We start from the raw sequence: 20,786 nt of genomic DNA, 5'->3' as shown, positions 1-20,786 counted from the left end.
ATTGAAGAGGAAAAAAGTAAAAAAACAGATTATTTAGCATTATAATGATTTTTTTCACACATAAAATATTAGTTAAGATCATTATTTTTTTATAAATTTACAATGATATATTTTTATATATCGATTATTCATAATAATGAATAATCATTTCATCAAGTGTGTTTTTGGGAATCGTATTATTTATTTAATACGATTCTTTTTCATATTAGCATTTTTCATAATTTAGTAAATAAAGATGAATCATAATGATTTATAATATTTTTAATCAACACTAATGCTTTATATCGTATGAAAAACACTATTTTTTTAGCAATTTTATTTATTATATCTTTTGCTAAATCGCAAACACATCGATACATTTACGAGCTACAATTCAAATATGATTCTACAGAAACCGACCGCGCCAAGCTCAATATGGTTCTGGATATCAACCCCAAAGAAGTGAAATTTTATGGAAGAGATCTACTAACAACTGACTCCATTAACAAAAAAACGGGAGGCGATAATAAATTTGTCGATATGTCCGGACAAATTGTAAAACGTAAAATAAACTCTTTTGAAAACGAGAATTTCACTACAATTAAATTTGGCTATTACACCTATAAAACAAATGATAAAGTAGACTGGAAAATCTCTAATGAAACTAAAAAAGTTCAGAATTACACACTGCAGAAAGCGACTACCGGATTTGGTGGCAGAAACTGGACCGCGTGGTTTTGCAAAGATATTCCTTTTAACGAAGGTCCTTTTAAGTTCCGCGGATTACCCGGGCTTATTTTTGAAATTCAGGATGATAAACAAAACTTTATTTACACGCTTGTGAAAAGCCAGAATCTAAAAGAGACCTATCCCACCCAGGATTTTGTTGAATCATTTTTTGGAAACAAAGCTGTCCCGATTACCGAGCAACAGAAACAAAAGTTGTTTATGGAATACTACAATGACCCGTTTGCCTATGAAAGAAATAATTTTGCAAAAACAAATGCAGACTGGAAGATTAACATCAACGGAAGAGAAATACAAACCCTGGACGAACTAAACACACAGACGAAGAATATGCAGGAGCTTATTAAAAAATACAACAATCCTGCTGAGCTAAACAAGGCAATACATTATCCTAATTAGTCAGGTTTTGTTATTATCTGCAACTATTTATTCTAAGAACCTGTTTAAATTTTATAGTTAATACTCTTCGACAAGCTCAGAGTGACATTGTTCTCCCAAAACATTTTCATATTGAATGATCTCAGGCTGATCTAAGTGTATAGTGAGCTTAGTTCATGGTAAGCCTGACGAACTAATCTATCGGAGCCTAATGCTTTCTTGAATTAAAATCCAAATAGGCTCTGAATTTTTAAACACTTTAGTTAAAACTCATTATTAAAGCAAAAAGAAAGAACGCTTTAGTTAAAAAAAAATCAAGCCCGAATATAATATTCAGGCTTGTATATTTTCATTAAAATGTATGCTACTTGATCAGCCACATAACACCATTAATATTATCACCACCAGGATATTGTCTGTTAACAGCATTGGTAAGGTTTGTATTATTGTTAGTAATTTCTGAAGAAGGATACATTCTTCTTTTAGGAATTTTTCCGTCATTCAGAATACCTTTTCCATCAGTATTAAACTTGGGATATCCTGTTCTTCTCTGGTCATAGAAAATTCTCCATCCGGTATTAAAGAATAAGGCAGTATGCTTTTGGTTCATAATCTGTTCTATTTCACTACCGGTTTTCAATTGCAATTCCGACTGTGCCAGATAAGTTGCAGCATCTGTATTACTGATTTTATAGAAATCCATAGAAGCGCTAATCCCTTTTGTATAGAAAGCATTTGCATTCCCGCCAATCCAGCCTCTTACAGCAGCTTCGGCCAAAATAAACTGTAATTCGGCATATCCCATCAAAAGCGTCGGTTCATTAATCGGGTCGTCAAAATATCTTGGATTAATTCTCGATGCCAGACCATCAGATGCCCTTTTAGAGTTTTCCCCTAAATCACCACTACCATAAAGGCCATCATAATAACTAAAGGGGTTACCAGGATCTGTGTTTACACTACTTGTTTTCTTCTCGGCCATTTTAAACAACCTTGGATCATTTGTATCTCTAAGTTTTTTCACGAAACTCTCCTCCATATAATAGGCTGTTTTCAGATCATTGCTGTTAAAATAAGGATAACGGTTATTCACTAGATTATAAAACGGCAAAGCACCACTATCTGCACTTCCTTCCATAATAGGATTCTGAGACGGATTATTCACAATATCAGCGAAAGTTTGTTTTACATTCAGATCCGAATCATCAGCTCTTTTAGATAGATCCATTAGAATTCTTAACCTGTAAGAATTAATCAATTTTCTCCATTTAAGCAGATCACCATTATAGATAAGATCACCGCTAATATTTGTATTGAATTTAGAAAGCTCTGTATTGGCTAAAGCCAATTCATTAAGCACATCTTTATAAATATTTTTTTGATCATCATATTTTGGATAGAAAACACCTTCCTTCACTGCTTCACTATATGGGATATCACCATAGGCTTCGGTAAGTGAGATAAAAAAGTAAGATCTAAAAAAGCGGGCCAAAGACTTATAAACAGGACTTCCCGTTCTGTCGGCTTCACCTATCATTTTCTGTACCTGCTTGATATTATCATAATTTCCAAAAGAACTGGAGCTTCGTTGCCAGTCATAATACTGTTCTCTATTCACACCGTTAATATAAGTCAGCTGTCTGGAGGCTAAAGCAGCACTTGCATCAATAGTTTTAAACGCATTTATTTCGATGTCCGGAAGCAAAGATTCAGGTCCAACCCGTGTCGGGCGATTAGGATCATCCTGATAATCTTCAACTTTACTACAGCCCGACAAACCTAATACCGTGATTATTGTTAAAAAATATATTTTTGTTGATTTCATTTCTTTTGTGTTTTTAATTAGAATTTCACGTTGATGTTTACCCCAAAGCTCCTCGTTGCTGGTGTCTGAAGATTATCTAATCCTGAATCCGGATCTACATTCTTAATTTTTGATGACAACCAAAGGTTTCTGCCTACCAAAGAAATACTAGCTGAAGACAAGTTTAGCTTGTCAACAAAAGATTTTCCGAAGTTATAAGTCAACGTTACTTCTCTCAGCTTAATAAACGTTTGCTTATAGTAATGGTAATTGCTTTCAAAGGCATTACTTGTACTCTGCATATAAGCATTGTAATTCACGGCAACATCATTTGGTGCAAATTTTCGGGTATCTGAGACCACATTCCCATTTTTATCATAGGTGATAAAACCCTCTGTAACTCTGACTCCCGGAGCGATGTAGGTGTTTTTTCCGGCATTGGCATCATCCCGGAACTGATTAACTGTTTCCGGTGCAATACCTCCCCACCACATTTTCTGGTTGGTTGTAGAATACATCATTCCGCCAATTCTACCGTCAAATAATAGTGAAAGTGAGAAATTTTTATAACTAAAATTATGAGAGAAGCCATACGTCCAGTCCGGATTGGAGTAGCCCATATTTGCTTCCATTGGTGCTAAAGAAGACACCGGGTATCCGTTTTTCAATACTAACTGACCGTCTGGTGAGGTTTCGTACGCTACAGCCGTCAGCTTATCAGCACGCTCTCCCACCATAACAATATTATTTCTTCCGTTGGATTGATTGTAAATTGTAGTATAGGGTTTTCCTCCATATGCTTCGGTCAGATATTTACGATACTGACTAAAATTAACTTGTGTACTCCATCTGAAATCTGTCTTTTTAATTACATCTGCACTTAGTGTAAATTCTATACCTTTTCTTTTATATACATTTCCATTGGTTAAAAAACTCTTATAACCGGAACCTTCAGACAATGGAACTTCTTCCAGTTGATTGTAATCTCTGGCATTAAAGTAAGCGACATCAAAATTAATTCTGTTTCTAAGGAAAACAAGATTAGTTCCTATTTCCCACGAATCTGTTGTCTCAGGTTTTATATTCTGGTCGATCAATGAATTACCAAAAGCAAATGCTGGCTGCCCATTCCATCCTGCTCTTTTTTCAAACGCAGAAATATAACCATAAGTGTCATTCCCAATTTTTCCGGATGTTACACTTGCATATGATCCCCGTACTTTTGCCAGATTAATCCACGAAGGAAGATTAAACAATTGATTCAGCAATAATGATCCGGAAACCGATGGATAGAAATACTCATTATTCCCTTTTGGCAATGTTGATACTTTATCGTACCGAGCTGTCATATTCAGGAAGAATGTTTTGTAAAACTCCATATCTACATAACCGTACACACTATTGATTTGTTCATATTCTTTCCTGTTTCTGTTTCCGTCTGTAGGAATAAATAACGGACCAATACTATTAAAAAGATTATACCAGCCCGGAGTCACCAAACCATCAGTCCGTATTTCACTATTTTTCATTTCTCTGTAATAATTCGCTACATAAGCTTCCGCACTCAGTGTAAAATTATCCGAATAGTTGTTTTGATATTTCAGACCTAATTCCGAAGTGATATCAAAATAATTATTATTAACCTGACTATAGTTTCCTAATGATTTATTTCCATAGCCTATATAACTCTTAGGCTCACGGTACTCACGGTTCAGGCTATAAACATTAACGCCGACACGTGCCTTAGCAGTTAATTTTGGCACAATCTGATATTCCAGATTTACGTTCCCCATGATATTATCTTTGTAGTAAGGCCTTTGGTATTCATAAGCCTGGAAATACGGGTTATTGTAATAAGACACATTGTAATGTCTCTGCTGATAACCTTCTTTGCCAGGTACCCAGTAATTTCTCAGATCCCTTACATCCACATCTGCTCCTGTCCACAAAACAAGATTATAAAGATAGTTAGTGGGTCCGTATCCTACTTCCGGAAAATTGGAAGTATATGTTTTATTATAAGTTAAAGCTGAGTTAATTGTCAGATTTTTAACCGGATTTACAGATCCTGCCAAACTGATAGATGTTGTCTTCAGATTCGTGTTCGGAACAATACCTTTCTGATAAATATTGGAAAGTGAAAGTCTGAAAGTTGCTTTCTCACTCCCCCAGTCTACACTTACATTATTGGATTGGATAAGACCTGTTTCAAAGAAATTTTTAATATTGTTTTTACCCCGGGAAATCCAGGGTAACGGAATCAATTTTCCGGTAACCGGGTCTAAAATGCTGTTATACTGAGGAGTTTCGAAAAATCCACTGGGAGTATTCGGATCTTTCTGATCCAGCTTGGGACCCCAAATCCATCCGCCACCTTCACTACCCGATCCCTGACCATTGATATATGCATACTTTCCATTATTCCCACCTCCATAAACCGTCTGAACTTCGGGAATGCGGATAAAGGAAGTCTGAAACATGGTGGAATTATTAAAAGAAACCGTTAGCTTTCCTTTCTTACCTTTTTTAGTGGTAATCATAATCGCTCCGTCTTTACCCACAGAACCATAAAGTGCAGAAGCAGTTGGTCCTTTCAGGACACTGATATTGTCAATATCATCCGCATTAACTCTCCATAAATCGGCGGTTCTGTCCGGCACACCATCTATTACAATCAGTGGCTTTGCACCTCTCAGATTAATCCCCGGATCCTGAAAAAGATCGGTACTGTTTCGGATGTTCAATCCCGCAACACGTCCCGAAAGGGAATTAATGAAATTCGGTTCTTTCGCCTTCTCAAAGACATCGCCTTTTACTTCCTGAACAGCATAACCTAATGCTTTCTTTTCTTTTTTGATTCCCAAAGCTGTAATAACAACCTCATCAATTTTTTTCTCTCCTGTTTTCAGAGTGTCCGTACCACTTGTCCTGGGTACATTTTGAGCATACGCTTCCAGACCGGAGACCAGCCCCAGTGCAATTAAAAGTTGTAACTTCATGAATAGATTCTTATTTAGTGTGTTTTATCTTCTGATCCATGTATTCAGAAAACCAGCCTTGGTCTTCAGAACTATTTTATAAATATTGGAATTAGCAGTCATGAGTTTAGACATAAACTTTCCATTGCTGAGGTTCACTTTGCCCAGTAACTGATAGGAGTCTTTATCTCCGTTTTTGAAGTTGTTGGTATCGGCAATATATACCTCACCTATTTCTTTAGACGGCTCTGTTGTCTTCCAGCTAACCTCCAGTGTATTATCGGATGACAGGCTGGCTTTAAGATGATAAGCTGTTATCTTTTTCAGTAAATCTACACCGTCAATTTCCTGCTGGACATCCACAGGTACTTTCAGATTCAGGAAATCTGTCATCGTTGGTAGTATATCCGTAATCGCTACACGATTGTTCTTCGCATAAGTATTAATATTGGGTTTATTAACCGCTATCCATGTATTGCGCTCTCTGTCGCTTTGGCCTCCATGTCCTTTTCCGTTATTTGCAGTTCTTCCGTGATCCGTTGTTACAACAACCAACCAATCCTCTCCATACTTTGCTTCACGCTCTTTTACAGAGTCATAAATCTGTCCGATTAATCTGTCCTCAAAAGAAATAGCTTTATACAGAATATCACCATCACCATGGCGGTGTCCCATATCATCTGAAAACTCTAAATATACCCAGGATACATCCGGAGCATTTTGTCTGATATAGCTGGCAGCTTTCCCCGCAACTACACTATCAATTTTACGGATATATCCACTCTGCTTATCATGTGGAAAACGCATTGTATCTTTTTCCATTCCGTCAAAGGCAAAATCCATTTTTATTTTCCCTGTAGCATCCAGATTTTCACCTATAAGCTTTGTCCGGTTATCTTCCCATGTAGAAAATACTGCTGTCTTTTTATTCGGAAACTGATTTTTGAAAAGCCTGAAAATTGTTGGATAATTATAGTTAGGTGCTTTAATATCGTTACCAAAAACATTGTGTTTATTCACCCATGTTCCTGTTAAAAGACTATTATACCCCACTGCGGAAATAGTAGGCGTTTCACTATAGCCTCCTTTTTCTCCTCCAACATAAGCTTTCAGCATAGCACCGTCTTTTTTAATTCTGTTGAGGCTGGGAATTTCTGCTTTATCCAGCATATCCTCCGCAATACCGTCTACAATAATAAAAACTACTTTTTTTGGTGATGTTTTTTTCTGGGCAGAAATACCACAGCTAAAAAAAGAAATAAGAATAAATAAACAGCTCTTCAGGGAGTTCATGGTTATGTTTTTTTATTCTGTCAAAATTCAGCAAAAAAACAATACCCGGTTTTAATAAAATTTTAACAAATTGAGTAATGTATATTAATTCTAATTAAAACAATGTTAATAATCCAAGTTTCAAAGTATTATATTGAGCTATGCATAATAATTCGGAGTATATTAATAAAATAATGCACTAAAACAATAATTTTTCGGACAAATAATATATTATGTATTTTTATCTTTTTACACCTGTGAAATACAGACAAAAAAGCGTCGGTAAATTATATTTTTATCATAAAAGAAAAATTCGAATTTATATTTATAATAATCCGTAATTTACATATGATTATTCACCAAACCTGAATGAAAGATTAATGAAAGATTAACATAATTATTCCCCGAAAACTAGATTAAATATATATATTTAACAAAAGAAATATTAAACAACATCACAAACAAATCACATGAATTTTACACCAACCCAAGAATGGCTATACAATTACGACGAAAAAAAAATATTATTATCTCCTGTCAGTGACTTCAATGAGTATTTCACTCAGGATGAGATTAGTAATAAAAAACTACATCGTTTGGATATGGGAGAAATAGTTATTCCAACCGGCAATATTATGGTAAGAGATCCTTTGGTATACCTACATCAGGAAGAACTTCCGTACTTCATTAAAGTACCAACAGGAACGTTTCCTTTAACTACTTTGGTGGTAGAGGTAGACGAAGGACACCACAGATATGTTGCTACACGTGTAAAATTTACAGAAAAAAAAGCTGTATCTTATACAGAAGCCTTAATCGGCAATGAAGATTTAAGCACCCTTAATTCGGGAGAATATTTTGGTTTCAATGTCGATGCCGGTCTTGCTACAATTGTAGATACCGAAACTAGAGACCTTTATTGCAGCTTTGTGGATAAGTGGGAAAAAGAAAATCCGGAAGGAAATATCTACGACAATTTCTTTGCTCAGGAATTTAAGAAAAGTTACGAAAATAATCCGGAATTCCAAAGAACAGACGGGGACTGGATCAATTTCAAAATCCCTGGTACCGATCTTAGCGTTCCTATGATACAAACAGGCTTTGGAGATGGCGTCTATCCTGCGTACTTTGGCTATGACGAAAACGGAAATATCTGCGAACTGGTTGTTCAGTATATCGCTATCGAAATGGCTTTCGGTGATGAAGATGAATGAAGGTCATTTATAATTTTCAAATTAGCCCATACCGAATTTTAAAATCAATCTACAGCAGTTCTATCCTTCAGAAATAACGTTCTGTACTCTTTAGGTGTGATTCCTGTAATCTTTTTAAAAAGCTGGGTAAAATGTGAGGCCGTTTGAAAATTAAGCTCATAGGCTATTTCTGCAATATCTCTTGTAGAGTATAGCAATGCTTTTCCGTAGTTAATATCAATTTCATTAATCCATTGTTTCGGCGACTTTCGGGTAACGCTTTTAATGCACTTATTCAGATAGTTTTCGGTAACAGAAAGCTTATTGGCATAAAATACAACACGCTTTTCGGTGATATGATGTTTGAACAGTAAATCCCGGAACTGGAGTGATAGTTCCATGGGTCTTGTCGCCATTTTGTGATGGCTGCCAGAATCTGAGCTTAGCATTTTTACCAGAATAAGGTGAAGCATGGTTATGGTAATATCATTTACATCCAGGTTATTCAGCAAAAGCTCCTGTTCCAGAATAACCAGAAGCTGGGTAATAGTGGTATAGGTAAGATTATCCAGATGTAGAAACGGTGTCATAAAGAATATACTGGTCTTATGTTTGGGCAGTTCCTGCTCGGACAGGATACTGTTTTCATAAGCCAGAAAGAAACCTTCAATATCATCGGAAAGCTCTATAGTTGCGGTAATAGTTCCTTGTTTTATAAAGATAACCTCTCCTTTTTCTGCTACATATTCGGTTGTATCCAGATATTGCTTGATGCGGCCATTGGTAACGAATATCATAAAATTAAATGTCGTGCGGTAAGGTATAACCGGCATGAGAATTCCTTTCAGATAGTCTTCAATTCTGTAAAGCTGTATATCAGCGTTGTTTTCCAGAATCTTTTCCGTAATATTCGGAAGAAACTGCTTTTTATACTGAAAACTAGATAATACTTCCATTTATTCTATGAATATTCATTTATGAATTATACAAAAATAATGCAGAGCACATATTCCCTGCATTATTTTTTTTTAAAATTTATAATAAACTCCCACTTTCACACCGAACGGTGTTCCCGGAGTATAGGTAAGATCCGTAATTGGATTAGGTTCGTTTCTCAATTGGGTTTCAGTAGCGAACTGCGCTTCATTCCATTTTACGTTAAACAGGTTACTAATCTGGAAATTTGCTCCCCATTTTGCACGGTTATAAGACAATATAAGATCGTTTACAAAATAAGATTTTGCTCTAATGCTGTTATCCTCTACGGCTGGTCTTCCACCCAAATACCTGTACTGAAGTCCCAGTGAAAAACCATTAAGAAAATCCCAGTTTACAGATCCTGTACTCGTTACTATAGGAGCCAGTGGTATATAATCTTCTCCTTTTGCCTCATCTACAAATCTCGCATGAGAATAATTGATATCAGCATTCAGGTAAAGATTATCCATCGGCTGGTAGCGGATACCCAAATCGAATCCGTAACGTCTGGACTTTCCGGAAGGTTCTACTACCGCATCATCTCCTACATACACAAATTCCTGTTGCAACTGAAGATACCAAAGTGTAGGGGTAATAATCAATGATCTGAAAGGGTGCAATCTTACACCCAAATCTCCGCCTATGGAATACGGTAAAGTCTTCTGACCTTTTTGTACTACAGCTACCCTCATATCATTGGAATGGAAGCCCATCCCGGTTTTCAGGAACCACATTACTTTATCACTTGCTGCATAAGAGAAATTAAGCTTTGGACTTACTCTTGTTGCCTCGGTAGACTGACCGGAAGGAAGCGTCTCATAATCCAGTAAGTTGTGCATATTGAAAATAAAATGATCAACTCTCAATCCCGGATTAATTGTCCATTTTCCGGTTTTCCATACCAAACCGGAATATGCGTGAAGATTTGTTTCTGTACCGGTAACATCGGATAACTGATTCAAAAGCAAATCTCTGTGATATACATGATTTAGCTGCAATGTTCCTATATCGTCATTACGGAAGCCTATTCCCGAAATCCAATCCATTGTTCCGTTTGGCAAACTGAATGTCTTGGTATATTTAATTTCGGTACCATAAACATTTCTGCCATCTTTCTGCTGGATTTCATCACCATGATCCTTATCTTTCAGATAGAATGTAAAGTCCGAATATAAGTTGAAGTTATAACGGGAATACCAGGCCATAGCATCAATTTGCTCCGAAGAGGAAATAATATGCTTATAATTCATCTGAAGATTCGTTCTGGAAGTCTTACCACCTTCGGTAGGATCTATACTCCCCCAACGTCCGATAATTCCTTCATCTACTGCCCGCTCAGGAATTTGTCCGGACGCATTCCATGAAGAATTAAATGTTGAAAACTGAATATTGAAATAATCGTTATCCGTTAACCACTGATTGTATTTCGCAAAAATATTAACTCTGTTAAAGTTCTGCTTTACATCAAAAGGCCCGTCTGTGTAGTTATATTCTGCTGCTACATATGCATTTTTACGGTTGGTAGGGTCATTGATAATGTTGAACATCCCCATAATCCTTTTGGTATTGAAAGAGCCTCCTTCCAGCTTTATCATGCTGTTATTAAGATGATCAAAGGTCTTAAAATCAACATATCCTGCTGTATTAAAATCACCTCTGTCAATATAATAAGCTCCCTTACCAAAGTCGATATTATTCACCGTTTCCGGAATCACAAAATGCAGATCCGAATATCCCTGTCCATGGGCATGGGAAACAATGTTCACCGGCATTCCGTCTACATTTACACTTACATCTGTACCATGATCCGCATCAAAGCCTCTTAAAAACAATTGTTCAGCCTTTCCGCCACCAGCATGCTGGGCAATAAATAAGCCCGGAACTTTGCGCAGCAAATCCTGAGCAGAGTTAACCGGAAATTTATTCAGGTCTACTTTTGTCATTGCCGAAAGGAAAGAACTATGATTAATAGCAACTTCCGAAATCTGTAATGGCTTGTGCTGAAGCAGGATAATATTGTTTTTATCTTCTGTTCCGTTGATTACAAACTTCACTTCATCATACCCATTATGGCTTATACTCAGTGTGTCAGGATAAGATTTTATCCCTACTACAAAAGAACCGTCTGCGCTGGAATGAGTATGACTTTCACCTCTGTTAAACTTAATCAATGCATCTCTGATAGGATATTTATCGTCTACATCTTTTACAAGCATCTTTTTTTCGGTTGCCGTCTCCTGTGCATGGGCTAGTCCGCTGACTACCATTGCCAGTAGGGCAACCATCATTTTCGATTTCTTCATTTTTTAATATATTCTCTGGCTCTGTAGAAGTACAGAGCATTTATTACAATTAGCAGGCTCAGAGAAAATTACTGAGCCTTCTTTACAAATATTTTTTGGATAAGTAAAGTTATCCACGTACCGACTACAAAAGGGAATGTAAATACCCCGCCTACAACATTAAGTATATTATTATCTACAAGGATATCATCGATAACTACGGTTAGTACAACAGCTATCAGCACCCATAATCCGTCCGTTTTTTTAACACCGGAAAAAACAATTGCAGAAAGAACTGCGTTAAAACCGAATAGCCCCATATGTACTTCCTGAATAGGCTCTCCATTCAGCTGTGATAATCCGGCTCCCAAAATAGAAGCTGTAAGCCCGTATAAGGCTGCAACAGGTGAACTTATAAATACAGCCACAAAGAAAATAATACCGGAAAGTACACCTCCTTGAAAAATGACCTCCCCGAAACCATTGGTACAGGTTAAGAAGTCATCATAATCCGTATGTACAATTTCTGCACTGATAAGATCCGATGGCTGAATATGAGTAAACTGATGTAATAGAAATACCAGTACCCAGGTAATGATAATAAATGGAAAGGTAAATACCGGGATTTTTTTCTGAATAAAGAAATGCTGGATAATGCCGGCTAATGCACCTCCCAGTATAATCAGAACCCATATAAGAATCGTTGCCTGAAATATAAAGGTCAATGCAACTCCTACTAAAGCAGCGCTAAAGCCATATAACCCTGCATTAATCTGCGATTTATCATAATTTAATTTCATGGCAGTAAAGGTACCGGCTGCCGTTGCCAGAATAGCAGCAACTCCGCATTGCCAGCTTCCAAGAAAAAGTCCAACAAGAAACAGAAGTCCTGTCCAGCGGTTCTCCTGAAGCATAATCTGCCCTACTCCTTTTAATATATTGTCTACAAAAGGAATTTTTGCAAAAAGTTTATCCATAAATTAACAGTTTAATTATTTTACCATCCTAAAAACACCATTCCAATACCACATACTGTTACAACCGCACCACTTACTACGCCCATATAGCGCTCCAGTTTTTCGGTATTGAATAAAGTTGAATATCCATAACGTCCCAATAGTACCATTCCCAGCATTGTAGCTACTGTTGTAAGCGTAAACGGAACAACAAGAGCCAGGATTTCGGCAACAGACCTGTTCAGTCCGGAATAGAAAAGTAATGGCGTTAGTGGCTCACTAGGCCCCATTACAAAAATCATAAACAACACGAAGGGCGTTACTTTTATACGGGTCTGTGGCATCACCACTTCGGTGTGATTATGCTCATAAACATAGACATCATCACCCATCACATCAAAATGCTTGTGTGGTTTATTTCTTACAGCCTGTATCAGTCCATAAATAAGATATGCACATCCAAAAATAAGTAACGCCCATCCGGAAATATTGCCCCTTAACTCCTGAAACCAGGAAAATCTATTAAGCTGCCATCCTAAAAAAACACCGGCAGCACCAATAGCCAGAGAGCTCAGAACATGTCCAAATCCGCAGGCAATCGTCAGCATAATGGTTTTACCTCTGCTCCATCGTTTGGATTTTGACAGCACAATAAAGGGAAGATAATGATCTGGTCCCGAAGCTGTATGGATAAAACTTATAGATACAGCACTTAGCATAAGTGCCCAAATAGTGGTATTCATTTTATTACTTTTTTATTCTGATTCCCAGAGTAAGTCCTGAACGCTGAGAAAGAAATTATACATCGACTCTCCGCCATGGCCTAATGCTCTTACAATAAACCCGTTGCCTTCCATTGCCGATACGCCAATTTCCAAATCCTCTTTTTTGCCTTCAGCAAGTTCTACAACAGTTTCTAACAGTCCGTCTCTGTCTGTATTTTCTTTTGTACTGTAAAAGATCAGTGTTCCCTGATGGGTATACTGCTCCAGATTTCCGATACTGTTAATCGGAATAAGATCCGGCTGGATCAGTACATTATCCTTTACAACCAGTTTATCTTCATGATAGATTTCGGTGAGGTTCTGGAAGCGTTTCAGTTTGAAAACTTCTCCGTAATGTTTCCTTCCGCAGGTAATAATTTCACTGATAATAACCTGACTGTTCTTACCGATACGGATATTTGCCTTGCTCTGAAAATTGGAATCTTCATGAGGTACAACAGGATGAGGTACATAAGCGAAAGAGGTATTATTCTGCATAGTGATATTCAGCTGCTGGGTCGCTTTATCTTCCATATTGAAGAGTCTCTGATAAGACTGCGACTGAAGCTGTAAAGCGGCGCCCTCTTCCAGGGAGATTTCCAAATGGTAACGGTCTCCATCCAGAATTCCGGGTGAAGAGGACATTACCATCTGGTAAAGCTTGTTATCATTCTTACGTTGCCCCACAGACACTACCCGAAAAGGGAGTGACACATAGAGGTCTTTTACATAAGAAGCGCCCTGCTTGTATCCTGCAATAATGCTTAAACTACTATCCATTTATCTTACCAGGTTCGGTTCTTCGCACTCTTCCAGTAATGCATATTTTTTAATCCAGCCGATTACTTTATCCAGACCTTCATCTGTTTTCAGGTTTGTAAATACGAAAGGATTTCCGTTTCTCATTCTTCTGGCATCTCTTTCCATTACCTCAAGACTTGCACCTACATGCGGAGCAAGATCTATTTTGTTGATGATTAACAAATCGGATCTTGTAATACCAGGTCCTCCTTTTCTTGGAATCTTTTCTCCTTCTGCTACGTCGATAATAAAGATCGTAACATCCGCAAGATCCGGGCTGAAAGTCGCTGAAAGGTTATCACCTCCACTTTCGATTAGTACCAGTTCGATATCCGGAAAACGTGCTGCCAATTCATCTACGGCTTCCAGATTCATACTTGCATCCTCACGGATAGCTGTATGCGGGCATCCTCCGGTTTCCACACCAATAATTCTGTCATTAGGAAGAAGGCTGTTTTTAGCCATAAATTCGGCATCTTCCTTGGTATAAATATCATTGGTAATTACACCAAGATCATAAGTACCATATAATTTTCTGCTTAAACGTTCTAATAAAGCAGTTTTACCAGAACCTACAGGTCCTGCAACTCCTACTTTGATATATTTTCTGTTTTCCATTTTTGTATAATTTTAAATATTGAGAATTGAGTTAAGACATATAAAGTCTGGAATAAAGTCTTTCATGCTGCATACATCTGATATCGAATGAGGTATTGCACAGCCCGACATAGTCTCTTTCCAGTTCTATAGTTTCCTGAACTGTTTTGTCTATTACAGGATAAAGATCGAATAGTATATCCTGTCCGTCCAACTGACCCAGCGGAACCAGCTTCACGGCATTGGTAATCATCCCTGCAACAGAAGTATAATAAAACCCGAAAAGGGCTTCGTATAGCGGAATATCCAAAAGGCAAGTATAAATCCCGAATACTAAGCTGTAGTGTGAGGTTGCCTTACGGTTTCGGATTGCTTCTTCATAAGCTTCCATAAAAGAAGACTGTTTTTTTCTTTTGAAAATCTTAATAAGACGTAATCCAAGTTTTTGGCTTGCCTGCCGAATCTCTTTAGGACACTTCAGTGCATTACACTCCTGATCCAGTTGCAATAAAGCATCCAGATCTTCTTTCTGAGTTGCTTCATAAGCCAGTTTCACAAATGCTCCGTCATTGTATTTCAGATTATATTTCAGCATGTTTTCCACAAACTCCCGTGCTGTTGTCACGTTATGCACAATTCTGTTTTGCACATAAGTTTCCAGCCCGTTGGAATGGGTATAACCACCGATAGGCAATGTAGGATCTGCAATATGCAGTAAACTGGCTAAGTAGCTAAGATTCTTATTATTCATCTTTTGGGGCTGCCATTTTTAAAATTTTAGTAAATAAAGAAGATCCTATACTGCCATGTCCGTGTGGCTCTACATTAGATTTCAGAAGGTTCAGCAATTTCACGGTTTGTCTCTCCGGACGGAAATTACTTGCTTCCAGCCATCTGTACATTGGCATTTCAAAAGGCAGTAGTACTTTATCTTCCTGAATAAATAACGGGATATGCTTATTACCAATTTCATAGCATACGGTCCCCATTTCCAGCATGGACGTAGGAGTAATAACGATAGCTTCAGTTTCCAGTACATTTACTACAATTGCCTTTTCACTATCTTCATATAAGATATCTCCTTCACGAAGTCTTTGTCCTTCACGAAGAAATTTGATCGCAACATCAACTCCTTGTCTGGTTTTTTTGCGCTGAATCCTTTTAGTCGTTTCAAACCATTCCAGATCCAGATAGTCAATTGTTTTACCGGCAACAGAAATATCTTTAATATTTCCTACACATTCATTAATTATCATCTTTAGGTGCTTTTTTTCTAAAATCGATGTTCTTGGAAATACCTACGCCAAATGTAGAACCGCTGATTCCCGTAACATAGCTCTTTGTCCAACCTTCGCCTTTAGCTTTTGTCTGCAGCATAGACAGTTCAGCAAACTTGAATTTCAGTGCCCAGCCACCGCCTAAGAAGATCGCAAGCATAGGATAAGCTCTCAGACGAAATCCGTTAAAGGCTTCCATCCCGGGATTTGCCATTCCGTTTTCTGCCATCTTCTGTCCCCATACATAGTGGGCATCTACCTGTGCTATAAGAGCAAAATATTTCCCCAAGGTTACAGAAGGACTGTACCATAAACCGGTTTCGTTTTGTTTGTATACGGTATTTCCGTTTACACGATCGCTGGCATAAGCATAGTTAACTCCAATTACATCGTTATTGTTAATAAAATATCCCACTCCTATCGGCACTCCTGCATTAGAGCTTGTTCCGAAAGAACTGGTGCTACCCGTGGGACTGTTTGTTTTAGAATAATCCAGTGAACCATAAATCATCCATTGTCCTTTTGGACCGTCTTCATCATTTTTTAATCTTCTTCCTCCTAGAAATTGTGCATGTGCCATTGTAGAAAACAAGGAAGCACCAGCGACAGCTAAAGGGAAAATTATTTTATTCAGAAATTTCATTTTAAACTTTACTTTTTTTAAAAGAGCCTGGCCTTCACCAGGCTCTTCATTAACACTATATAGAATTGATGAAAAATTGATCCTCACGGATTAAAACAGATAATACAACTGTGTTAAAGGAAGTTTTTCTGCTGGTTCGCAGGTTACATGCACACCGTCTACTGTTACTTTATAGTTTTCAGGGTTTACTTCAATAACTGGAGTCTTATTATTATGAATAAGATCTGCCTTGGAAATGTTACGGCAGTTTTTCACCGGAAGAATTATTTTCTCTAGTTTATATTCAGCGATAGATCCGTTTTCAATAGAAGCCTGAGAAACAAAAGTTGCACAAGTACCAAATTTTGCACGACCGTGAGACCCAAACATATTTTTGTAAATAATAGGCTGAGGTGTAGGGATAGAGGCATTAGCATCTCCCATTTTACTTGCAACTACCATTCCGCCTTTGAAAATCATTTCTGGCTTAACACCGAATAATGCAGGCTTCCAGATTACTAAATCGGCTAATTTCCCTTCTTCAATAGATCCTACATATTCAGAAATACCATGTGCGATTGCAGGATTAATCGTATATTTTGCTACATAACGCTTCGCACGGTAGTTATCGCTTTCTGTATTTTTATCTTCTTCCAGCTGACCTCTCTGATCCTTCATTTTGCTGGCAGTCTGCCATGTTCTGGTGATTACTTCACCTACTCTTCCCATCGCCTGAGAGTCGGAACTCATGATACTGAATACGCCCATATCGTGCAGAATATCTTCTGCAGCAATAGTTTCCGGACGGATACGTGAATCTGCGAACGCCACATCTTCAGGAATATTTTTGCTAAGGTGGTGGCAAACCATCAACATATCCAGGTGCTCATCAATTGTATTAATGGTATATGGACGCGTTGGGTTAGTAGATGCTGGCAATACATTAGGATACATCGCTGCTTTTATAATATCCGGAGCGTGTCCACCTCCTGCACCTTCTGTATGGAAAGTGTGGATAACTCTTCCGTCAATAGCTCTCATGGTATCTTCCAGGAAACCAGCTTCATTTAATGTATCTGTGTGGATTGCTACCTGTACATCATATTTGTCTGCTACTTTAAGTGCTGCATCTATAGTTGCCGGTGTTGCACCCCAGTCTTCATGAATCTTCACTCCTAATGCACCTGCTTCTACTTGTTCTGCAATTGGATCTTCTGCAGAGCAGTTTCCTTTACCAAAGAATCCTAAATTCATTGGATATTCCTCAGCAGCTTCCAGCATTTTCTGAATATTGAATTTCCCCGGAGTAACCGTTGTTGCATTGGTTCCGTCATTAGGACCCGTTCCGCCACCAATCATTGTTGTAACACCACTATACAAAGCAGTTTCTATTTGCTGTGGGCAGATATAGTGGATGTGTGTATCAATACCTCCTGCAGTTACAATATATCCTTTTCCTCCATGGACTTCGGTAGAAGCTCCGATAATTAAATTTGGTGTTACACCGTCCATTGTATCCGGGTTTCCGGCTTTACCAATGCCTACGATTTTACCATCTTTAATACCGATATCTGCTTTTACAATTCCCCAGTGATCGATGATTGTTGCTCCGGTAATACAAAGATCCAGTACACCCTCATCTCTTTTATTGGTTACATTTTGCCCCATACCATCACGTACGGTTTTACCACCGCCAAATACGGCTTCGTCTCCATAATGGGTAAAATCTTTTTCGATCTCAATGATCATTTCTGTATCCCCTAAACGGATTCTGTCTCCGGTTGTAGGGCCTAATATATTAGCATATTGCTTTCTGTCTACGTTTAAGCTCATTGTTACAGGTTTTTAAAATTTAATTGACTTGCTTTAGCTAAGCTTTCTTCTTTCTGAGTTGCTGAATCTACAGAACCGTCTACAAGGTTATTGAAGCCCATCGCTTTTTTGGTTCCGCCGATTTCTACAAGCTCTACTTCTTTTTCTTCTCCCGGTTCAAAACGAACAGCTGTGCTGGCCACAATGTTTAGTCTTTTGCCAAAAGCATTTTCACGATCGAAGCTCATCGCTTTATTTACTTCAAAAAAATGGTAATGAGAACCAACCTGTATAGGTCGGTCACCTGTGTTGATCACTTTTATTTTTACGGTCTCTCTGCCTTCATTGCAGATGATAGTCCCTTCTTTTACAAAAATTTCTCCTGGTATCATGATACTGGTTTTTAACGGATTGGATTATGTACGGTTACCAACTTTGTCCCGTCCGGGAATGTTGCTTCGATCTGCACATCGTGGATCATTTCGGCCACTCCTGGCATCACATCATCTTTGGTAAGAATCTGTGCTCCTTCCTGCATCAGTTCAGCTACTTTTTTCCCATCTCGTGCTCCCTCCAGTAAGAAATGGCTGATAAGAGCTATTGATTCTGGATAATTTAGTTTCAGGCCTCTGGCCTTTCTTTTTAGTGCAAGCTCTCCTGCCATGAACAGCATAAGCTTCTCGGTTTCTCTCGGTGTTAAATGCATTGTTTTCTTGTTAAAAATTAGACATAGATCTATAACCTGCCCTTTCCCGAAGGGCAAATATTGTCTTATACGAAATTTAAATTCCGGAAATTATTCCGCCGGAACCCCATAGATTATAAATACAAATCAGGGTTCTTCAGGAAATCTGTAAAATGAAAATTATTAGCAGTATGCAATCTGCAAAGAATGATATAGGATATACTTTGGTATATCTATATACGGATGGTGATGGGCTACTACCGGTTTATCAGAAGTATAAAAAGTATTGTAAAGGATGCTGATCCAGTTTTCGACTACATGGTCAAGATCTAATTTTACTTTCTCTACTTCATCCAGTAATGATTCATCATGATCATCATCTGATAAGTTATAAAGATCAAATGAACTTTGAGAGATTTTGTCTGTTTTCTGGAAGTTTTTACCAGAAGTTTTGAAATGAACAAGAGCATTCCCCTTATGTACCTGACCGGAACACAGCATCGTGAAAAAAAACACGATAAAAAAGGATAAATGTAATTTTTTAAGGCTCTTCATTAGCGATGTAAAAGTAGAAAGAAATCTAACGTTTTATATATCAAAAAATAGATTTAAAATGTTCAAAATCGTGACAAAAAACATAATTAATTCTTTATCACGCAAGCAATCAGATACTATATATAATTAATTATCATATATATAAGTACAAACAATGCCACTATTTAGAATATTTAAAAATCCGTTTTCAATAATTCATTCATCTTCACCTTTAAACTCTCAGGTTCTAGTATTTTCACTAATCCTGTAAGTGTAAGAAGCTCCTGAATGAAATCATAGCTGGGAACAAGCGTAAGACTTATTCTTACTTCTTCACGATTATCCAAAATTATTTTCTGGGAATGGTGTATAGGCAATGATTTTAGAAAATTTCCCTGAACAGCATCCATAGACAAAATAATATTTTCAGGCTCTTTTCCCAGACTGGAGATAATGCCAAACGAATTCTCAAAGGCTGCCTCAAGATCGCAGTCCTTCTTACTGAAGCCCGTTGAGGTAATTTGCAGGTCTGTCATCCTGTCCAGACCATATGTTTTTATAAAAAAGTTTTTTCCACTGGTTTCATTTCCCAGAAGATACCAACGGTTTTTAAATTCTTTCAGTGCATAAGGCTGGACCAGCTTTTTAGTTCCTTTATCATCATTGAACTTCCGATAAGTAAAGCTTACACATTTATGCAGCTTTATAGCCTGTACCAGGTCCTGAAGATTATGCAGCCCACGGGATTTTCTTTTCTCGAACAACATGATATCTGCTTTCCCTTCTGTTTCCCGATAAGCTTCCATCAGCAATATGGTATCGAATATATCTTCTTCGGACGAATCTTCCAGAAAATAAATATTACGAGCCTTATTATAGCGTATTTCCTTTCCGGATATCTCACCAATAAGTTTTTTATCCCGCTGAAAAGTACGCTCGGTAAAACTTAGTTCCAAATCCTTTTCCTGAAACTTTTCATTCAGAAATTCATAAATATCCTGGAAAGAAGCTCCCTTCTTCCTTCGTATAAATTCTTCTATCAGCTTCAGCCGAAGCATTTGTTCCCGTTTTGCCATTTTTTTATAAAAACCAAAAATAAAAAAATGAACGACATGTTTTGTCGTTCA

At 37.5% G+C, this 20,786-nt stretch carries 19 protein-coding genes; 2 read left to right on the top strand and 17 right to left on the bottom strand.

Annotated elements, in window-relative coordinates:
* Positions 1-288 precede the first annotated feature (288 nt).
* A complete protein-coding gene (locus BAZ10_RS08290) occupies positions 289-1,125 on the top strand; it encodes a GLPGLI family protein (protein WP_078771644.1) in 837 nt (278 codons plus the stop codon).
* A gap of 343 nt (positions 1,126-1,468) precedes the next feature.
* Here the strand turns inward: BAZ10_RS08290 and BAZ10_RS08285 are convergent, their stop codons facing one another.
* The 3 genes from BAZ10_RS08285 to BAZ10_RS08275 are packed head-to-tail and all read right to left on the bottom strand — an operon-like array spanning position 1,469 to position 7,179.
* Positions 1,469-2,929, bottom strand: coding sequence for a SusD/RagB family nutrient-binding outer membrane lipoprotein (locus BAZ10_RS08285; RefSeq protein WP_078771643.1), 1,461 nt, complete (start codon positions 2,927-2,929; stop codon positions 1,469-1,471).
* 17 nt (positions 2,930-2,946) lie between these two features.
* A complete protein-coding gene (locus BAZ10_RS08280; protein WP_078771642.1) occupies positions 2,947-5,907 on the bottom strand; it encodes a SusC/RagA family TonB-linked outer membrane protein in 2,961 nt (986 codons plus the stop codon).
* 24 nt (positions 5,908-5,931) lie between these two features.
* Complete coding sequence (locus BAZ10_RS08275) at positions 5,932-7,179, bottom strand: alkaline phosphatase family protein (protein WP_078771641.1); 1,248 nt, start codon at positions 7,177-7,179, stop codon at positions 5,932-5,934.
* 449 nt (positions 7,180-7,628) lie between these two features.
* On the opposite strand from BAZ10_RS08275, the gene BAZ10_RS08270 reads away from it, so the two are divergent.
* Entirely contained in the window at positions 7,629-8,372 is a 744-nt protein-coding gene (locus tag BAZ10_RS08270) for a DUF4241 domain-containing protein (protein ID WP_078771640.1), read from the top strand.
* A gap of 44 nt (positions 8,373-8,416) precedes the next feature.
* On the opposite strand, the gene BAZ10_RS08265 is transcribed toward BAZ10_RS08270, so the two are convergent.
* From BAZ10_RS08265 to BAZ10_RS08200, 14 genes are all read right to left on the bottom strand, one after another.
* Positions 8,417-9,307, bottom strand: coding sequence for a helix-turn-helix domain-containing protein (locus BAZ10_RS08265; protein ID WP_078771639.1), 891 nt, complete (start codon positions 9,305-9,307; stop codon positions 8,417-8,419).
* A 72-nt stretch (positions 9,308-9,379) separates the two neighbouring features.
* A complete protein-coding gene (locus BAZ10_RS08260) occupies positions 9,380-11,632 on the bottom strand; it encodes a TonB-dependent receptor (protein ID WP_078771638.1) in 2,253 nt (750 codons plus the stop codon).
* Between the two features lie 68 nt (positions 11,633-11,700).
* A complete protein-coding gene (locus BAZ10_RS08255) occupies positions 11,701-12,588 on the bottom strand; it encodes an urea transporter (protein ID WP_078771637.1) in 888 nt (295 codons plus the stop codon).
* Positions 12,589-12,608: 20 nt separating this feature from the next.
* Positions 12,609-13,310: a hypothetical protein gene (locus tag BAZ10_RS08250; protein WP_078771636.1), complete on the bottom strand. Its 702-nt coding sequence runs from the start codon at positions 13,308-13,310 to the stop codon at positions 12,609-12,611.
* A 12-nt stretch (positions 13,311-13,322) separates the two neighbouring features.
* The gene (locus BAZ10_RS08245; RefSeq protein ID WP_078771635.1) at positions 13,323-14,111 is read right to left on the bottom strand and encodes an urease accessory protein UreD; all 789 of its coding nucleotides are present in this window, start codon (positions 14,109-14,111) and stop codon (positions 13,323-13,325) included.
* On the bottom strand, positions 14,112-14,750 hold the full coding sequence (ureG, locus tag BAZ10_RS08240) for an urease accessory protein UreG (RefSeq protein WP_034868849.1): 639 nt from the start codon (positions 14,748-14,750) through the stop codon (positions 14,112-14,114).
* Between the two features lie 31 nt (positions 14,751-14,781).
* A complete protein-coding gene (locus tag BAZ10_RS08235; RefSeq protein ID WP_034868847.1) occupies positions 14,782-15,480 on the bottom strand; it encodes an urease accessory protein UreF in 699 nt (232 codons plus the stop codon).
* Complete coding sequence (gene ureE / locus BAZ10_RS08230) at positions 15,473-15,985, bottom strand: urease accessory protein UreE (RefSeq protein ID WP_078403614.1); 513 nt, start codon at positions 15,983-15,985, stop codon at positions 15,473-15,475. The genes BAZ10_RS08235 and ureE overlap by 8 nt, the downstream gene beginning before the upstream one ends.
* The gene (locus tag BAZ10_RS08225; RefSeq protein ID WP_078405361.1) at positions 15,975-16,649 is read right to left on the bottom strand and encodes a hypothetical protein; all 675 of its coding nucleotides are present in this window, start codon (positions 16,647-16,649) and stop codon (positions 15,975-15,977) included. Before BAZ10_RS08225 ends, ureE begins: the two co-directional genes overlap by 11 nt.
* 90 nt (positions 16,650-16,739) lie before the next feature.
* On the bottom strand, positions 16,740-18,461 hold the full coding sequence (ureC, locus tag BAZ10_RS08220) for an urease subunit alpha (RefSeq protein WP_059323496.1): 1,722 nt from the start codon (positions 18,459-18,461) through the stop codon (positions 16,740-16,742).
* A 2-nt stretch (positions 18,462-18,463) separates the two neighbouring features.
* Positions 18,464-18,832: an urease subunit beta gene (gene ureB, locus BAZ10_RS08215; RefSeq protein ID WP_078771634.1), complete on the bottom strand. Its 369-nt coding sequence runs from the start codon at positions 18,830-18,832 to the stop codon at positions 18,464-18,466.
* A gap of 11 nt (positions 18,833-18,843) precedes the next feature.
* The gene (gene ureA, locus BAZ10_RS08210; RefSeq protein ID WP_034868837.1) at positions 18,844-19,146 is read right to left on the bottom strand and encodes an urease subunit gamma; all 303 of its coding nucleotides are present in this window, start codon (positions 19,144-19,146) and stop codon (positions 18,844-18,846) included.
* 162 nt (positions 19,147-19,308) lie between these two features.
* Positions 19,309-19,626 (bottom strand): hypothetical protein, encoded by a 318-nt coding sequence (locus tag BAZ10_RS08205; RefSeq protein ID WP_078771633.1) that lies wholly within the window; start codon positions 19,624-19,626, stop codon positions 19,309-19,311.
* Positions 19,627-19,853: 227 nt separating this feature from the next.
* Positions 19,854-20,735 carry a WYL domain-containing protein gene (locus tag BAZ10_RS08200; protein WP_078771632.1) on the bottom strand — a complete coding sequence of 294 codons (882 nt, stop codon included), beginning with the start codon at positions 20,733-20,735 and terminating at the stop codon, positions 19,854-19,856.
* Positions 20,736-20,786: the final 51 nt, after the last annotated feature.

This window comes from Elizabethkingia occulta, assembly GCF_002023715.1.
Classification (GTDB): domain Bacteria; phylum Bacteroidota; class Bacteroidia; order Flavobacteriales; family Weeksellaceae; genus Elizabethkingia; species Elizabethkingia occulta.
The sequence above is the reverse complement of the archived record's forward strand: the minus strand, read 5'-3'. Positions and strand labels throughout refer to the sequence as shown.

Coding starts and splice junctions, on each gene's coding strand:
- BAZ10_RS08290 (WP_078771644.1), top strand. CDS start 289: ATGAAAAACACTATTTTTTTAGCAATTTTATTTATTATATCTTTTGCT.
- BAZ10_RS08285 (WP_078771643.1), bottom strand. CDS start 2,929: ATGAAATCAACAAAAATATATTTTTTAACAATAATCACGGTATTAGGT.
- BAZ10_RS08280 (WP_078771642.1), bottom strand. CDS start 5,907: ATGAAGTTACAACTTTTAATTGCACTGGGGCTGGTCTCCGGTCTGGAA.
- BAZ10_RS08275 (WP_078771641.1), bottom strand. CDS start 7,179: ATGAACTCCCTGAAGAGCTGTTTATTTATTCTTATTTCTTTTTTTAGC.
- BAZ10_RS08270 (WP_078771640.1), top strand. CDS start 7,629: ATGAATTTTACACCAACCCAAGAATGGCTATACAATTACGACGAAAAA.
- BAZ10_RS08265 (WP_078771639.1), bottom strand. CDS start 9,307: ATGGAAGTATTATCTAGTTTTCAGTATAAAAAGCAGTTTCTTCCGAAT.
- BAZ10_RS08260 (WP_078771638.1), bottom strand. CDS start 11,632: ATGAAGAAATCGAAAATGATGGTTGCCCTACTGGCAATGGTAGTCAGC.
- BAZ10_RS08255 (WP_078771637.1), bottom strand. CDS start 12,588: ATGGATAAACTTTTTGCAAAAATTCCTTTTGTAGACAATATATTAAAA.
- BAZ10_RS08250 (WP_078771636.1), bottom strand. CDS start 13,310: ATGAATACCACTATTTGGGCACTTATGCTAAGTGCTGTATCTATAAGT.
- BAZ10_RS08245 (WP_078771635.1), bottom strand. CDS start 14,111: ATGGATAGTAGTTTAAGCATTATTGCAGGATACAAGCAGGGCGCTTCT.
- ureG (WP_034868849.1), bottom strand. CDS start 14,750: ATGGAAAACAGAAAATATATCAAAGTAGGAGTTGCAGGACCTGTAGGT.
- BAZ10_RS08235 (WP_034868847.1), bottom strand. CDS start 15,480: ATGAATAATAAGAATCTTAGCTACTTAGCCAGTTTACTGCATATTGCA.
- ureE (WP_078403614.1), bottom strand. CDS start 15,985: ATGATAATTAATGAATGTGTAGGAAATATTAAAGATATTTCTGTTGCC.
- BAZ10_RS08225 (WP_078405361.1), bottom strand. CDS start 16,649: ATGAAATTTCTGAATAAAATAATTTTCCCTTTAGCTGTCGCTGGTGCT.
- ureC (WP_059323496.1), bottom strand. CDS start 18,461: ATGAGCTTAAACGTAGACAGAAAGCAATATGCTAATATATTAGGCCCT.
- ureB (WP_078771634.1), bottom strand. CDS start 18,832: ATGATACCAGGAGAAATTTTTGTAAAAGAAGGGACTATCATCTGCAAT.
- ureA (WP_034868837.1), bottom strand. CDS start 19,146: ATGCATTTAACACCGAGAGAAACCGAGAAGCTTATGCTGTTCATGGCA.
- BAZ10_RS08205 (WP_078771633.1), bottom strand. CDS start 19,626: ATGCTGTGTTCCGGTCAGGTACATAAGGGGAATGCTCTTGTTCATTTC.
- BAZ10_RS08200 (WP_078771632.1), bottom strand. CDS start 20,735: ATGGCAAAACGGGAACAAATGCTTCGGCTGAAGCTGATAGAAGAATTT.